The sequence below is a fragment of the Streptomyces sp. NPDC041124 genome (genome assembly GCF_055592385.1).
On record NZ_JBVIYR010000003.1, the window covers coordinates 642,312 to 658,206 of the forward strand.

Below are 15,895 nucleotides of genomic sequence, written 5' to 3' on the forward strand. Positions count from 1 at the left end.
CACCCTAATGCGCGGCGGTCAGCTGTGTGCTCGGGGCTGCGGGGCGGGTCGAGTGACCCTTCCCGCTGCGCTCTGCGCCGCGCATCGTTCCTTCATGCTGCCAATGTGATCAATCTAGACCGATGGCGCCTACGGCTGCGCCGAGCCCAGGGCAGCATCCTTGTCCCGGCCGGCCCAGCCGTTGTGGGTGCGCCAGAGGAGGTGGACACCGTAGACGGCGAGCAGAGTTTCGGCGGACCAGTCCTCGGCCGGCGGCTCGGTGAGGACCAGGTAGAGACGGTCGGCGGGGGCTGCCAGGGTGTGGTTGATCTCCAGGAGGCGGGCGGCACCCGAGCGGAGGTCGGTGTAGGCGGAGTGACCGGCGCCGAGGATCTCGTACAGGAAGTCGCCGTCTTCGGCCGTGCGGCTGACGTCTACGACTTGGGATGACGTCGCCTGTTCGTCGGCCTCGAACAAGGCCGACATCAGGGCGTGGCGCACCGCTTCGTGCTTCTTGCACGTGCGGTCGGCGGCCGCGGTGGTCTCCAGCGTGTGCAGAAGATGCGTCGCGGACGGTGTCCTTACGGCGGTGTCCTCGGCGGATGCCATGGGCTCGGTTGCTTCCTGCTCGGGCTGCGGTGCGGAGGGTGTGGGTGCGGTCTCGGCTGTCGGCTCGGTCAAGGTGGTCATGCGGTGCTGAAGTGTCTCCCGGGCCTGGGCCAGAGAGGGGGACCAGTCCGTTCGCGCCAGGTTCTCGCGGAGACGACTCACGTCCAGGCTGTCGTCCTTGAGGGCGCGATTGGTTTCGGCGGCGAGGTCGCGCAAGAGGTTCAGACGCTGTCTGTCGGGTGAGCCGAGCACTCGTCTTACGTCCACCCAGTCCGTCTGGTCGCGGCGGAGTACGCGGTTGGCCATGCCCTTGAGCTCGGAGAGCCGTTCACGGGCGTTCTCCGGTAGGGCGACGCAGTCGGCGGTCAGTTCGTCGAACACGCCGAGCGCCGCCAGGTAGCGCTCGGCCATCTTCGCCGAGATGGGCTGGCGTCCACGCTGGTCCGTCGTGAGCAGGCAGTGGTTCCGCTCCTGCGCGAAGACCCAGCAGTCCAGCTTCTCGCCAGGGCGGGGCGGAGTCGATCCGTGGCGGACGGTCAGGATCAGAGGGACCTTGACCGGCGGGGAGAGCGCTTTGACCTTGTAGCGGCCGCCTGTACCCCGGTCGAGCACGCGGACACGAATGTCGGTGCCGATCTCGGGGACGTCAGCGGCCGCCATCGACGGCTCGGTGGGGGTGGTTCCAGGCCCGGGAGTATCGGTGGTGTCCATGAGGGCATCCGGGAGCGGGGAGGTGTGCAGGACGGTCAGGCTCTGCGTGCTTCGGGTGAGGGCGACGTAGAGCTGGCGCAGCCCAGCCGGTCCGCGGTCGGCGATGGTGGCGGGTTCGACGACGAGGACGTGGTCGTACTCCATGCCCTTCGCATGGGCGGCGGCGAGAACGGACACGGTGGCACGGTGCTCTTCGGTGAGGCCGGCGGTCTGGTCGAGATGACGATTGATCTCGTCGAGCCAGCCGGAGTCGTCGGGGACGATGACGGCCACGCGGCGCAGGGTGTGTCCGTCGCTCGTGCCGACGAGCCGGGTCGTCTGAGTGACGGTCTCGTCGAGCAGCGTCCACGGTTCGGCTGCCAGGGTCCGGACGCTGTCGGCGCCCGCTTCGCGCACGGCCCGCGGGTAGGGGAGCGAGGGGGAGATCGTGCGAGCCAGAGGTGCGACGAACTCCATGATTTCCGCCGGTACGCGGTAACTGGTGTTCAGTTCGGCGACGTGCCAGTCGCCGTGGTCGGACAGCAGAGTGCCGAGGCGGTCCCAGTCGGCGTAGGCATGCGGACCCGTGGCCTGGGCGAGATCGCCGAGTACGGTCATGGAGCCGTTGACCGCGATGCGTCGGCGAAGTGAGCGTGCCTGCATGGGGGTCAGGTCCTGGGCCTCGTCGATGACGATGTGCCCGTAGCGTTGTGGAGTCTCTCCGGTGATGAGGTAGCGCAGCTCTTCCAGGCAGACGCGGTCGTCGAGGGTCCAGAGGTCGGCGTCCGCCGTGGCTGCCCTCGGACGGTGAAGGGCTGCCTGCTCCTCCGGGTCGAGGACGCCGTCGGCGCAGGTGCGCAGGAGTTCGGGGGAGTCGTAGAGGCTTCGGAGGGCTTCCCTGTCACCGGGCGACTGCCAGACGCGTTCGATCAGCCGCTCGACCTGGCGGTTGCGTTCCAGGTCCCGGCGGATCGTGTCTCCTTGGCTGCGGCGTGGGGCCAGAGCAACGAGTTCCTGCAGCAGGCGGTCCACGAGCAGACTGCGGAAGCGGTTGCGGCGCTCTCGGTAGGAGCCGTCGCCCTCGCGTGCCTCCTGGAGAAGGACGAGAACCTCGGAACGCGTGATACGCAGAGTGGTACTGCCAGCCGTGACCGCGAGTTCGGGCTTGGCGTCCTTGTACGTGGGCGTAGTGGTGAATTCGTCGATCGCGTCGGGGCGACACTCGTGTTCCACGCGTCGGCGCAGGACGGCGGCCATGCGGTCGTCGGACTTGACCAGTCGCGCGCGTGGGGTGTCGGTGCCGAGGACATCGCCGTCCCAGAGGCGGTTCATCTGAACCGCGTTGATGTTCCGGGTGCCGAGGGTCGGGAGGACCTGGCCGACGTAGTCGAGGAAGCGCTCGTGCGGGCCGATGACCAGGACGTCCTGCGCCTTGAAGTGGTCGTTGTTGACGAGCCACGTCACGCGGTGCAGGCCGACTGCGGACTTTCCGGTGCCCGGGCCGCCCTGCACGACAAGGATGTCGGCGGGAGAACCGGTGACGAGATCCATCTGATCGCGGCGGATGGTCTCGACGATGTCCCGCATGCTGCCACTGCGGGAGCGCTGGAGCTCTCGCAGGAGGAAGTCATCGAGCGGCTGTTGTCTCTGCCGATGGAGCTGGGCGACATTGGACGGGGTAGGAGTCGGTGGGACCGCCGGCGTCTCGGGCGCCGCGACCTTGGAATCGTCCTGGACCCCCGCTTCGGGCTCGGTGCCATCGATGACAGACGGCGTGGTGGGAGAAACGACGGAGATTTCATCGACGTACGCTTCGACGACGTTCTTTGCGCAGCGCAACTGCCTCCGCAGGAGCACTTCACCTGGCGCCTCGGGCAGGGCCTTCGCCCACTTCTCCGCCACCGGGGCGGTCCACAGCACTACGACGGTCTCGCGGGTCTCGACGTCGGAAACGGCACGGCGGCCGATGTAGAAGGTGTCCGACTCTTCGCCCGGCTGGACCTTGACGCGGCTGACGACCAGCGACGCGTCCCCGAGGCCGGCGTATTCTGCGGCCTTCTCCTCGGCGTCCTTCCGGTTGGCGACGCTGTCCTTGCCGCTGGCGGAGGCCGCGGCGATCGAGCCGCCGCTCAGTTCGGCCAGTCGCTTCTCATAGCACTCGTAGGCGCGGTCCACCGCCTTCTGCTCTTCGGCGATGATCTCGTCGCGCACGGTGGTGCTCATGTACGTCCCCTCCCCCTGCGGCGCCCCAAGAGACGCCGCGCGCCGGGCATATGCCCGGCCCCCGACAAAAGACTTATCAGACGCATGGGCCAGCTGTGAATATTCCGTCAACGAGGCAATTCCCGTACCAGTTCGCTGACTTCCGCACGCCATGAGTGGACCTGGTCTCGGGTAGGGCCGATCTCGTACTGGTGGTAGTGGCACCCGAGGCAGAGATGCGACCAGACGGCGTTGGCCCTGCGGGCGGTGGTCGCGGCGGTGCAGCAGCGCAGGCAGAGCATCTTCGCCCGCGTGGTGATGCCGGCCAGTCCCGGCATAGCGGCGTCGAGCGTGCGGTCGACCGCGATCTCCAGGGCGGTCCGCAGCGCGAGGGAGGCTCCACGGTGCCGACCGGCCGCCGAGGCTTCGACGCTGGGGTCGGAGAGCAGCTGGTCGGCTGTCAGCAGCAGCTCGTCGATCGAAGTACTTGCGGCGCCGGTCACTTTGCCACCTCCGTCTTGCGCACCTTCTGCGCGAGCTCGCTGATCTCGGTCACGAAGCGGTGCGCGTCGGCGATGCGGGTTCCCGTGGCGTGGGCACCGCTCTGGCACTGCTTGAGGAGGTCAACCGCACGCGGGCCGCAACGGGTGCGGAGCTCCCGGTAGACATCGCCGGTGCGGCCGATGTCGCCGAAGAAGGCCAGCGCGGCCATCTTCATGAGCTTGTCCGCGTCGGCCACGGCGGACTGCAGATCGTGCTCGGAGCCCCCGGAGCGGAGGTGCTGGACCCAGGCCGCCTCGACGAAGGCGTTCTCCAGCGCGATCCGGCACAGTGCGGGGAGCACGTGGGTGCGGGCCGCCTCCGGAAGACTCTCGGTACTGGCGAGAGCCCTGGCATCCGCGATCGCCTGGCGGACCGGATCGGTCACCGCCTTGACGTTCACCTTGGACGCCTTGCCCCGCTCGACCTCGAATACCGTGACCGGCAGCTCCTGGGTCGTGAAAGCGCGCTGAAGCCGGGTGTCGTGGGTGAACACGACTACCTGCCGGTGCTCGCCGAGCTCGTGCAGGACCTGGGCGAGCCCGTTGACCTTGGCCGGGTCCATGGACTGCACGGGGTCATCGATGACGACGAAGCCGAACGGGCTGTCGGCGGTGGCCGCACGGGGCAGGAACAAGGACAGCGCGAGAGAGTGCTGCTCTCCCTGGCTCATGACGCTCAGCGCCGAAGCCTCCTCCCCGTCGACGGTGACGTCCATGACAAGCTTGCGGACGTTGGCCCTCTCGCTGCCCTGAAGGCTCACCGACTGGAGGTCGATGTCGCTCTCCTGGCGAAGCTTCTCCCAGATCCGCTGGGAGTGACCGGTGAAGCCCTCCATACGCCTCTCCCGCAGCTCCGCGGTGAGCGTCTTGACCCAGGTGCGGGCCTTCCTGACATGGCCGAGCCGGGGCTCGGCGTCCGCCGCGGTGCGGGCCATTTCCGTCCAGCTCGCCAGGCGCGTGACGAGCTGGCGCCACCGTTCGTCCCGCTTCTCCAGCTCGCGGACCGCGTTGTCCTTCACGGCGGCGCAGGCGTCGGCCAGGGTCAAGGCGGTGTCGTGGAAGCGATGCACGAGCTGAGCCGGATCGCTGATCGCACGGCAGGCGAGCCATTCGTTCCAGGGGTCGGTCAGGGCGGCCGGGATCCGCTGAGGCGTCTCGATGAGGTTCTGAGCCGCCCGTGCCGCCGACCGCAGTTCGCTGCGTGCGTCCTCGGCGGTCTTCGCCTCCTGCCGGAGCAGGGTGATCTGGGCACCGGCGTCGGCGGCCCACGCGGCGTCGAGGACCCGTTCCGTGCCGCAGACCGGGCAGGACCCTTCGTCGGGATGACGGTTGCTGTGGGCCAGGGCCTTCTCCAGCAGACCGGCGCGCTGCAACGCGTCCTCGGCCCCGGTCAGGCGCGCGTCCTCGACTCCGGCGAGTGCCTCGCGCAGCCGGTCCACCGCTGCTCCGACCTGCTCCAGGTCAGGTCCCCGCATGTCGACCGCGGCACGCAGTTCGGCGAGGAGACCGTCATCGTCGGAGGGCAGGCCCGCCACGAGTCCGTCCAGCGCCTCGAAGTCGGGCCGGCCCTTCGTCTCAATGGCGACGAGCGCCTGGACCGCACGCTCGTCGTCCTCGAGTGCGTACAGCGCGGCCGTGATCTCCGGCAGCTCGTTCTTCGCCGCCTTGACCGCGTCGCCCAGCGCCTTCTCCTGCAGCCCAAGGTGGTTGTACGCGGCGCTCAGGTGCCCGAGCCCGAGAATCGTGGCGATGGAGTCATACATCTGGGAGGGCTTGCCGCTGATCATGCGGCCGAGGTCGACGTACGACAGAAAGGGACGGTAGTCCGTCAGGGCCTGCTTCCACGCCGCCTGGTCGAGGGGGACTGCGCCGTGTCTCGGACGCCGGAACGTGCCCACGCAGTCGGTGATGTCGTGCCCGGTCCAGGCGCGAGTGAGCGTGCTCCGGCCGGAGTCGCCCTCGACCGTCAGCTTGACCTCGATCTCGGTCTTGGCGCCATCGTGCAGGTTGCGCCAGTTGCTGGTGCGCGTCGCATCCTGCCCGAGCCAACGCATGTTCGTGCCGGTGAACGCCGTCTCGATGGCTTCGGCGATGCTGGACTTCCCCGAGCCGTTGCGGCCCACGACGAGCGTGACACCCGGGCGGGGGCTGAGGTTCAGCCAGGCCCGGGGACCGATGCCGCGGAAACCTTCCACACAGACGGAGTCGAGGAAGATCCGGCCCATGGGCGAGTTCCCCGGAGTCTGCGCGCTGCCGAGCGCCTCGGTCAGGAGCGCCTTCACGGGTTCGCCGAGGGGTGCGGCAGCCAGACGCGCCTCCACCAGGTCTGCGAGTGGCACGGACTCGGCGGCAAGGACCTGTGGGGCGGGGGGCGTGGAAGGGGACGCGGCAGGCTCGTTCTGTTCCGAACTGGTCATGGGAGTGCTCCTTGATCCGGTACTTGACTGGGAAGTGGCGCAACAGATGTGCTGCGGAGGCGTCGGGTTATGCGCGTGCGTCGGTTCCGATGAGCTCGACACCCAGAGATGTCGGAGATGACGAAGTCGACAGGGGCGGCGGTCGGTCGCCGATGGCGTGCGCGCGTCGCACGTACGCCGGTGGGCGGTTCCCCGTCAGCGGTCAGCCGCCGAGGGTGTACTCGAGGCCGTCTGCTCGAAGGGCGGCCCTCCGCGTGAGAGCGACGTGACGGGACACCTCTCAGGCGGCCGGGGAGGGAGACTCCTCGACGTCAGCCGACCTTCTGCCAGTCCTGGCAGCCGCTGGTCTTGAAGTACTCGCCCTTGTTGACGGTGACGCGGCCCTGCCCCTGGATGTTGTCGTTGGCGATGATCGCGTCGAACTCGCCGGAGGCGTTCTTCAGGCGTGCCCAGTAGCAGTTGGGGATGATGCTGTCCTTCTCCGGGCCAGAGGTTCGGTAGGTGCCGGCCTGGACGTCCTCGCCCACGAGGTACTGGCCTTCGCCCGAGAAGCCGCTCGGGGGGCCGGACTTCTTCACCGGCTTCGGCTTGGCGGTGACCGTCGCCTTGACCGTCTCGGTGACAGTCACGGCCGGCTTCGGTTCGCCCGCGGCGGCCTTGGTGACCGTGACGGCCGGGGCTGGACCCGAGGAGCCCGCCGTAGCCCCGGACTCTCCGCCGCCACCGATCGCGGCACCGAAGATCAGCGCGACGAGCGCCGTCGCGCCGTGGGTGAGCCAGACCTTGCGCCGCGAGGGCGTGCGCCCGGCGGGCGGCAGGCCCGACACGGGCGGCTGGGTGAACGTGTGCAGCGTCGGCTGCGGAGGCACCGTTGCCCAGCCGGGGCCGGCGCCCATGCCTTTCGACGGCTGGTGGGCGGGCGGCATCGAGGACATGTCAGCCATGGGGAGACCTCCGGATCGCGACTGCGGCGAGCACCGGGTGTCGGTGCGCCGAACGAGCACCAGAGTGGGACCGGAAGGCTCAGAAATTCGTTGGCGATGCTGATAACCGGGGTTATCAACTTTCCTCTCCTGCCCCTTTCCCCTTCGCTGTAGGGTTCTGCCTGCCTCGGTGCCCGCTGATCGGCCGGTGAGGATGCCCGAACAGGACCGGTATGGAAGGGGGAGTGGAGCGAGTGACCAGCACACGCGAAGGGGCCGTGTCGCCCATCGTGCCCGAGCCGTCGGCCTGGCGGATCACATATGCGGAAATCGCCACCCTCGCCCAGGTGCGTCGGCCCGTCCCCACCACCTGGAGCCGCAGGCACCCCGACTTTCCCGCTCCCGTAGCCCACGAAGAAGGGCGGCCCCTGTTCGACGCCCGCGCGGTCGTCGACTGGCTGACGACGACGGGCCGCGGTAACGCGGACGCCCGCCACCTGCGGGCCGAATTGGCCCTGTACACCCTGGCTGCCTGGCGGACGCCGATCCTTTCCGCCTCCGTCCTGGTGGGGGCACTGACCGCGCTGATCTGCCTGCGCCGACAACTTGACGTTCCTCTCTCGGGCCAGAGCTGGGACGCGGTCCTCACCCAGGCCGACGAGCTCGACCCCGAGAACACGTACATGTCGGCCGAGTTGAAGGCCGTCCCGCAGCCGGACCGCCTCGGTCCCGAGCTGGCCGCGTTGGCCGACGAGCTGACCGAGGCCGCCTACACCCCCGCCGAGGCTTTCGACTGGGTCCTGGAGGCCCGCCGCCGCCTCGGCTCCCACGACCTGGCCGCCGATGAGCCCACCTCGGCCGTGGTACGCGCCCTCGCTGCCCTGTCCGGCGTCGACACCCTCGACGAAGGCTCCGTCGTCGCCACCCCGCACGCGCGCTCCGGCGACCTGCTCGCCGCCCTGCACGCCCGGGCCGCCGAGGATTCCGGCCACACCTACCTCGCCGCCGACCCCGACCCGGTGCGGGCCCGCCTGGTCCGCCGCCGGATGCTCGTCCGAGGCGTGAACGAGTTCGACCTCGGCGTCACCGAAGGGGAGGACCTGCCCGTCGACGACTGGGGATATCCCCATCTGCTGGTCTCCGTCCTCCCCTACGAGTCGGGGGAGAACCGCAGCCCACAGGTCGTCCTGGAACAGGTACAGGCACTCACCGACTACCTCGACGAAGGCTCGACAGCCGTCGTTCTCGGCCCGGCCGACGTGCTCGTACGCCCGTTCCCCCGGCACAGCGAGGCCGACCGTCTGCGCCGGTCCTTCCTCCGGGACGGTTTACTCAAGGCCGCGGTGAGCCTGCCCGACGGCGCGTTCCCCTACCGTCCCGGCTACCGCACCGCCCTCTGGGTGCTGGCCCGCACTTCGGCGGAACACCGCACGGGCCTGGTCCTCCTCGCCGACTACTCCGCGCAGCCGCTCACCGACACGGTCCTTGACGTGCTCGCCGAGGACATCGCCATCTGGCGCGCCGCCCCCTGGCGCGGCGACCGCCGCCACGAACCCCGCCACGCGGTGATCGTCCCCGCGAAGGACCTCGACGACCGGCCGGGCGCTGCCTTCACCACCCAGCACCGCCCGCCCATGGCCCGCTACACCCGGGGCGTCATCGAGCGTCCGGTCCGTATCAGCGCCCTGGAGCAGCGCCTGACGGAGCTGCACGAGCAAGCCCGGCAGCGCGCCGGCCTGCGCACGGCACTGAGCGCCCAGGTCGTGCTGCGCCCTGACGACCAGCCCGTGCGGCGCACCACCGTCCGCCGGCTCCTCGACGACCGGCGCCTGCGCCGACGCCCCGGGCACCGTTTCGCCGACGAACACCTCACGGCAGAGGGCCACTACACCGTGCTCACCCCCGACGAGGTCCTCGGCATCGCACGCCCGGGCGGACGCCGCATCGACCGCGGAGTCCTCCTCACCGGCTACGAACACGCCCTGTTCACCGAGCCGGGCGACATCGTGGTCACCACGAGCCCCCGCTTCGGCACCTACGTCGACGAAGCGGGCCTGTCCCTGGTGGCTGCCCCGGCCCGTATCCTCCGCGTCCACCCCGACGCCGACCCGCCGGTGCTGCCACGGGTACTCGCAGCACTGCTGCGGGCGGCTGCCGCCGAGTACGCGCGTACCAGTGGCGCGGTGCGGGCCTCGCGAGGTATCGAAGACCTCCTCATCCCCGACCTGAGCAGGCGCGAGGCCGAGCGCTTCGACTCCGTGCTCGCGGAGATCGAGACCCGCGCGCACCTCCTGCGGGAGCAGTCCGCCGCTCTCGACGACCTGGTCCGCCTCACTGCCGCCGGTATCGCCGACGGCACGCTCACCCTCCAGAACCTCCCCGGAACCGACGACTGAAGGAGACGGTCTGCCCCATGGCTACCGCTGCGAAGAAACCCACCGAACAGGCGGAGCTGTTCAGCGCCTCCACCGCCAAGGAGATCCAGGCGATCCTGTGGAAGGCCGCTGACAAGCTGCGCGGCTCTATCGACGCCGCGCAGTACAAGGAATTCGTCCTCGGACTGATCTTCCTGAAGTACGTCTCCGACGCCTTCGACGAGCGCCGCTCCGAGCTCGCCGCGGAACTCGCCGATGACGGCATCACCGAGGACCGGATGGACGACTTCCTGGAGGACCGGGACGAGTACACCGGCGCCCACGTCTTCTGGGTACCGGAGACCGCCCGTTGGACGTGGATCGCCACCCACGCCAAGAGCCAGGGCGTCGGCAAGCTCCTCGACGATGCGATGGACGCCGTGATGCGGGAGAACGCCTCGCTCACGGGCGTCCTGCCGAAGATCTTCAACCGCGACAACGTCGACCAGAAGCGTCTCGGTGAACTCGTCGACCTCATCAGCGACGCCCGCTTCGGCGGCAGCGGGGACAAGCCCGCGCAGGACGTGCTGGGCGAGGTGTACGAGTACTTCCTCGGCAACTTCGCGCGGGCCGAGGGCAAGCGGGGAGGCGAGTTCTATACGCCGCAGTCCGTCGTCCGGCTGATCGTGGAGATCCTGGAGCCGTACGAAGGGCGGGTCTACGACCCTGCGTGCGGCTCGGGAGGCATGTTCGTTCAGGCAGCCAAGTTCATCGAGGCCCACGCCGGGCGTGCCCACAAGGCCGACATCTCGGTCTTTGGCCAGGAACTCAACGAGCGCACCTGGCGCCTGGGCAAGATGAACCTCGCCATCCACGGCATCGACGGCAACCTCGCCCCCCGCTGGGGCGACACCTTCGCGGACGACAAGCACCCCGACCTCAAGGCCGACTTCGTCATGGCCAACCCTCCGTTCAACATCAAGGACTGGGCGAGGGACGAAAGCGACCCCCGGTGGAGGTACGGGGTTCCGCCCAAGGCCAATGCCAACTACGCCTGGCTCCAGCACATGATCTCCAAGCTGGGTGAGCGGGGTACGGCCGGCATCGTCTTGGCCAACGGCTCCCTGGGCTCTCAGCAGAGCGGCGAGGGAGAGATCCGTCAGGCGCTGGTGGAGGCAGACCTGGTGGCCTGTATGGTCGCGCTGCCGCCCCAGCTGTTCCGCACGACGCCGATCCCGGCATGTCTGTGGTTCCTGGCCAAGGACAAGTCCCCGCAGGGCGCGAAACGCCTGGCCGAACGGCGCGGCGAAATTCTGTTCATCGATGCCCGGAACATGGGCGAGATGGTGGATCGGACGGAGCGCGTACTGACGGAGGTCGACCTCGCGAAGATCGCTGGTGTATATCACGCGTGGCGCGGTACGGCTTCGGCGCGTGAGGCGGGGCTGGCGTACGCGGACGAGGCGGGGTTCTGTTTCTCGGCCGACCTCGCGACGGTGCGGGAGCACGGGTACGTATTGACGCCGGGGCGGTATGTGGGGGCTGTTGAGGCGGAGGAGGAGAGCGCGGAAGCGGTGGGGGAGCGGATCGCTGAGCTGACCGAGGAACTGTACGGACTCTTCGAGAAGTCGGCGGAGCTCGAGAAGATGGTTCGGGAGCAGCTGGGGAGGGTCGATGTCTGAGTGGCAGGAGACCAACCTTGCAAAGGTTGTAGGACTAAAACGGGGCATTGATCTACCGACTCCGCAACGCCGACCGGGCCCCTATCCCGTGCTGGGCTCATCGGGAATTACTGGCTGGCACGACGAAGCCCCGTTTTGCGGTCCTGGAGTTACGATTGGGCGCAGTGGGGCGTCAATCGGCACAGCAACGTGGCATGACGGTCCTTTCTGGCCGTTGAATACGACCCTCTATGTAGAGGATTTCAAGGGAAACGATCCGCAGTTCATTTTCCGTCTTCTCGATGGAATTGACTTCAATTCGTACAACTCCGGTAGTGCACAGCCTTCACTAAATCGAAACTTTATCGCTCAAATCGGGGTGAGTCTTCCTGGCGTCCTGGAACAGAAAGCGATCGCCGGGGTACTCAAGACGTTGGATGACAAGATCGCTGTCAACGAGCGCATCGCAGTTACCGCGGACACGTTGGCAAGCGTTCACTATCAGAGCGAACGAGTCGGCCTGCCCGCAGAGTCCGAACGGCTCGGCCGACTGGCCGACGTAGTGGTCGGTGGTACGCCGAGCCGCTCCAAACCGGAGTACTGGTCCGGTGGGACGATCAACTGGATCAACTCCGGGAAGGCCAACGAATTCCGCGTTCTTGAGCCTAGCGAGATGATTACCGAGGATGGGTTGTCCGCAAGCTCCGTGAAGCTGATGCCGCCCGGAGCCACTTTGATCGGGATTACCGGCGCCACGATGGGACAGATCTCCCGCTTGGAGATCGTCGCTGGGGGCAGTCAGAACATCGCTGGGGTTTGGTCCGACGACCCGGCGCTCAACGACTGGCTGTTCTACGACATCAAGGCACGAGTTGCCGATCTCACCAAGCATGCTTCGGGTGGGGCCCAGCAGCACATCAACAAGAGGATCATCGTAGAACTTGAGTGTGTGGTGCCCAACGCCGCGCGGCTCGCGGCGTGGTCGGCGAAGACCTCTCCGCTCCTGCGGATTGCCGCTCACGCCCTTGTGGAGACACGCACCCTCGCCACCCTCCGCGACACCCTCCTCCCCCAGCTGATGTCCGGCCGGCTTCGCGTCCAGGACGCTGAGAAGATTGTCGAGGACCGCACATGACGCACGACGAAGAAAGCGGAAGAAGCGAGCACTACCGCCCCCTCGAAGCCGACTGGGAGCTGCTCGCCCTCGACGAGCTCGCCGAGTTGGCCTGGCTGCCTGCCTCCGGCAACGAGTTTGCGCCCGGCTCCGGGCACCGCAAGTCGTGGGACGATCTGATCCTCTACCCCGACCTCCGCGAGGCGATCGAGCGGCTCAACCCCGAACTGCCGCCGGACGCCGTACGCGACGCCATCGCCGCCGCGGCGACCCCGGAGTCGCAGGACACGTACGAGGAGAACCGCACCGCCCACGGTTACCTGACGACCGGCATCCGCTCCGTCGTCTACACCGACGCCTTCGGCGCCGAGCACAACCCGACCGTCCGCCTCGTCGACCTGGCGGACCCGGACCGGAACACGTACCGCGCGCTGAACCAGGTCACCGTCGTCGACGGCGAGAAGCGGCGCCGCTTCGACATCGTCCTGTACGTCAACGGACTCCCGCTCGCAGTATTGGAGTTGAAGCGCGCCGGCGACGAGAGCGCCACGCTCCAGGACGCGCACTCCCAGGTTGCCCGGTACGTGAAGGAGTTTCCGACCGCCTTCCGCTACAACGCGGTGGTGCTGCTCTCCGACGGCGTCACGGCGAAGTACGGCACGCCCTTCACCCCGTACGAGCACTTCGCGCCGTGGAACACGGATGAGTCCGGGGCCCGCGTCGACCCGTTCACCGCGGACGGCGATGGGGTGGCCGATTCGGGCCAGAACCTGGCGCTGCACGGGCTGTTCACCCAACCCCGGTTCCTCTCCCTCTGCCGGTCCTTCATCAACTTCGTGCCGTCCAAGCAGATGAAGCGCATCGCGAAGCCGCACCAGTACTTCGCGGTGACCCGGGCCGCGGAGAAGGTGCGCGAAGCGGCAGCTGGTGATGGGAAGGCCGGTGTTGTCTGGCACACGCAGGGCTCGGGCAAGTCCGAGGAGATGGTGCTCACCACGGCGATGGTGATGAGCGACCCGGCCCTGCTGAACCCGACCGTCGTCGTCATCACCGACCGCAACGACCTCGACGACCAGCTGTACTCCACCTTCCTGGAGAGCGAGATCCTCCCGGGTACACCTCTCCAGGTCGCGACCCGGGCCAAGCTGCGGGAGGAGCTCGCGGCCAAGCGGACCGGCGGCATCCTCTTCACCACCCTGCAGAAGTTCGGCAAGACCAAGGAGGAGAAGGAAGCGGGGTCCGACCACCCGCTGCTCTCCGACCGGCGCAACATCGTGGTCGTCGTCGACGAGGCCCACCGCAGCCACTACGACAACCTCGACGGCTACGCCCGCCACCTGCGCGATGCCCTCCCGCACGCCACGCTTCTCGCCTTCACCGGAACGCCGATCTCCGAGGCCGACCGCAACACTCGTCAGGTCTTCGGCGGTTACATCGACATCTACGACCTCAAGAGGGCCGCCGACGACGGCGCGACGGTCAAGGTCTTCCACGAGGGCCGAGTCATCAAGCTCGTCCTTGGCAAAGATGTCGACCCGACGAAGATCGACGAGGAGGCCGACCGCATCACCGACGGCCTCGACGACACCGAACGCCGCCGGGTCGAGACGGCCGTCGCCACGATGAATGCCATGTACGGCTTGCCGGCCCGTGTCAAGGATCTTGCCGAGGACCTAGTGGCGCACTGGGAGGAGCGGCGCGAGCGGATGCGACCGTTCGTCGGCGTCTCCGAGAAGGGCGGGGCGGCCGGCAAGGCGATGGTCGTCTGCGCGACCCGCGAGATCTGTGTCCGGGTCTACGACGCCCTGCGCGAGCTGCGGCCGGAGTGGCACAGCGACGAGCCGTCCAAGGGCGCGATGAAGATCGTCTTCTCCTCGAACTCCCGCAAGGACGAGGACCACCTGCTCGACCACGCGCTGCCCGACGGCCAGCGCAAGGCGGTCATCAACCGGGCCAAGGACCCCGACGACGAGCTGGAGCTGCTCATCGTCAACAACATGCTGCTGACCGGCTTCGACGCCCCGCCGGTCCACACCATGTATCTGGACCGTCCGCTCAAGGGCGCCAACCTGATGCAGGCCCTCGCCCGGGTCAACCGCCGCTTCCGCGGTAAGGAGGATGGTCTGCTCGTCGGCTACGCGCCGCTGACGGAGAACCTGCAGAAGGCGATCGCCGAGTACACGGACGCCGATCAGGAGGACCGCACCCTCGGCCAGGACCTCGACCGCGCACTGGACGAGCTGCGCAACGAGTACGACATCCTCAGCGACATCCTGCGCGGCTTCAACTGGCGTGCGCGTCTTGAACAGCCGACGGCGAAGGCGTTCGTCAACGCCGCCGGCGGGGCCGCCGAGTACCTCCGGAACCCGCGTACCCCCGGCAACGACCCGGAGAAGCTCGACGACCCCCGCCAGACCGTCGGCCGGCGTTTCCGCGACCACTCCCACCGCCTGGAGCGCTTCTACGCGCTGTCCGCCAGCGCCACGAACATCGGCGAGCGTTTCCCGGACCACCCGACCTGGCGTCGGGACATCCAGTTCTTCGTCGAGGTCCGCGCCTACATGGCCAAGCTCGACGCCGCGGACCGCGAGGCGCGCGGCCTGCCCGTCGCCCGCGACGTCGAGCTGTACCTCGCCCAGCTGACCTCGTCTGTGGTCGAGACCGGCGGGATATCGGACCTGTTCGCCGAGGCCGGCCTGGAGATGGCCGACCTGACACACCTCAACGACGCGCTCGTCGCCAAGCTCCAGGGCAGCGACACTCCGCACCTCGCGGCGGAGGCCCTGAGGCGACTCATCGAGCAGAAGATGCGCGAGGTCACGCGTCACAACATCGTCCGCCGCACGGCCTTCTCCGACCGTCTGCAGGACCTCATGACCCGGTACACGCGACAGCAGTACACAAGTGCCGAACTCATTGCCAAGCTCGTCGAGATGGCCAAGGAAGTGGTCGAAGACGCCAGACGCGGCGAGAAGTTCGAGCCGCCGCTGAACTGGCGCGAGCTCGCCTTCTACGACGCTGTGGCCGAGCACGACTCGGCGCAGGAGCTCATGGGCGATGAGATCCTGGCGGGCATCGCCCGCGACCTCGTCGCGGAGGTCCAGAAGAAACTCAAGCCGGACTGGATCGCCCGCGAGCCCGTCCGTGCTGGTCTCCGTAGCGCCATCAAACGCCTGCTGGCTCGCCACGGTTACCCGCCGGACAGGCGCGCGGAGGCTGTCGACCTGGTCCTGAAGCAGATGGAGCACTTCGCCGACGAGTGGGCAACCACCGGTATGCCGGACAGCTGAGGCCGCGCGGCCACGTCGGCGCAAGAGCAGTGTATTCACGCCCCGACCGGGTCAGGGCCGAGGTCTCCCGCCTTCGGAAGACCTCGGCCGCATCCCGGCGCTCACTCTGCGAAC

Annotated in this window: 8 protein-coding genes; 4 read left to right on the forward strand and 4 right to left on the reverse strand. The window is 68.2% G+C overall.

All coding sequences use genetic code 11. The annotated features are described in order from the left end of the window. Positions 1-129: 129 nt before the first annotated feature. From ACZ6A9_RS11255 to ACZ6A9_RS11270, 4 genes are all read right to left on the reverse strand, one after another. A complete protein-coding gene (locus ACZ6A9_RS11255; RefSeq protein ID WP_468982539.1) occupies positions 130-3,501 on the reverse strand; it encodes a HelD family protein in 3,372 nt (1,123 codons plus the stop codon). 107 nt (positions 3,502-3,608) lie between these two features. Further along, on the reverse strand, positions 3,609-3,983 hold the full coding sequence (locus ACZ6A9_RS11260; protein WP_468982542.1) for a hypothetical protein: 375 nt from the start codon (positions 3,981-3,983) through the stop codon (positions 3,609-3,611). Further along, the gene (locus ACZ6A9_RS11265; RefSeq protein WP_468982545.1) at positions 3,980-6,439 is read right to left on the reverse strand and encodes an AAA family ATPase; all 2,460 of its coding nucleotides are present in this window, start codon (positions 6,437-6,439) and stop codon (positions 3,980-3,982) included. The genes ACZ6A9_RS11260 and ACZ6A9_RS11265 overlap by 4 nt, the downstream gene beginning before the upstream one ends. Before the next feature lie 311 nt (positions 6,440-6,750). Further along, positions 6,751-7,383, reverse strand: a complete 633-nt coding sequence (locus ACZ6A9_RS11270; protein ID WP_468982548.1) for a hypothetical protein — start codon at positions 7,381-7,383, stop codon at positions 6,751-6,753. A gap of 233 nt (positions 7,384-7,616) precedes the next feature. Here ACZ6A9_RS11270 and ACZ6A9_RS11275 point away from each other — a divergent pair, with 233 nt between their 5' ends. Genes ACZ6A9_RS11275 through ACZ6A9_RS11290 form a run of 4 tightly spaced genes read left to right on the forward strand, consistent with a single transcriptional unit; the run spans position 7,617 to position 15,781 of the window. After that, positions 7,617-9,758 carry a hypothetical protein gene (locus ACZ6A9_RS11275; protein ID WP_468982554.1) on the forward strand — a complete coding sequence of 714 codons (2,142 nt, stop codon included), beginning with the start codon at positions 7,617-7,619 and terminating at the stop codon, positions 9,756-9,758. Between the two features lie 17 nt (positions 9,759-9,775). Next, on the forward strand, positions 9,776-11,398 hold the full coding sequence (locus tag ACZ6A9_RS11280; protein ID WP_468982557.1) for a class I SAM-dependent DNA methyltransferase: 1,623 nt from the start codon (positions 9,776-9,778) through the stop codon (positions 11,396-11,398). Then, positions 11,391-12,512, forward strand: a complete 1,122-nt coding sequence (locus ACZ6A9_RS11285) for a restriction endonuclease subunit S (protein WP_468982560.1) — start codon at positions 11,391-11,393, stop codon at positions 12,510-12,512. The genes ACZ6A9_RS11280 and ACZ6A9_RS11285 overlap by 8 nt, the downstream gene beginning before the upstream one ends. Continuing rightward, the gene (locus tag ACZ6A9_RS11290) at positions 12,509-15,781 is read left to right on the forward strand and encodes a type I restriction endonuclease subunit R (protein ID WP_468982562.1); all 3,273 of its coding nucleotides are present in this window, start codon (positions 12,509-12,511) and stop codon (positions 15,779-15,781) included. Before ACZ6A9_RS11285 ends, ACZ6A9_RS11290 begins: the two co-directional genes overlap by 4 nt. Positions 15,782-15,895: the final 114 nt, after the last annotated feature.

Excerpts from the sequence above, each read along its gene's own strand:
- ACZ6A9_RS11255 (WP_468982539.1), bottom strand. The coding sequence starts at position 3,501 with ATGAGCACCACCGTGCGCGACGAGATCATCGCCGAAGAGCAGAAGGCG.
- ACZ6A9_RS11265 (WP_468982545.1), bottom strand. The coding sequence starts at position 6,439 with ATGACCAGTTCGGAACAGAACGAGCCTGCCGCGTCCCCTTCCACGCCC.
- ACZ6A9_RS11270 (WP_468982548.1), bottom strand. The coding sequence starts at position 7,383 with ATGGCTGACATGTCCTCGATGCCGCCCGCCCACCAGCCGTCGAAAGGC.
- ACZ6A9_RS11280 (WP_468982557.1), top strand. The coding sequence starts at position 9,776 with ATGGCTACCGCTGCGAAGAAACCCACCGAACAGGCGGAGCTGTTCAGC.
- ACZ6A9_RS11285 (WP_468982560.1), top strand. The coding sequence starts at position 11,391 with ATGTCTGAGTGGCAGGAGACCAACCTTGCAAAGGTTGTAGGACTAAAA.
- ACZ6A9_RS11290 (WP_468982562.1), top strand. The coding sequence starts at position 12,509 with ATGACGCACGACGAAGAAAGCGGAAGAAGCGAGCACTACCGCCCCCTC.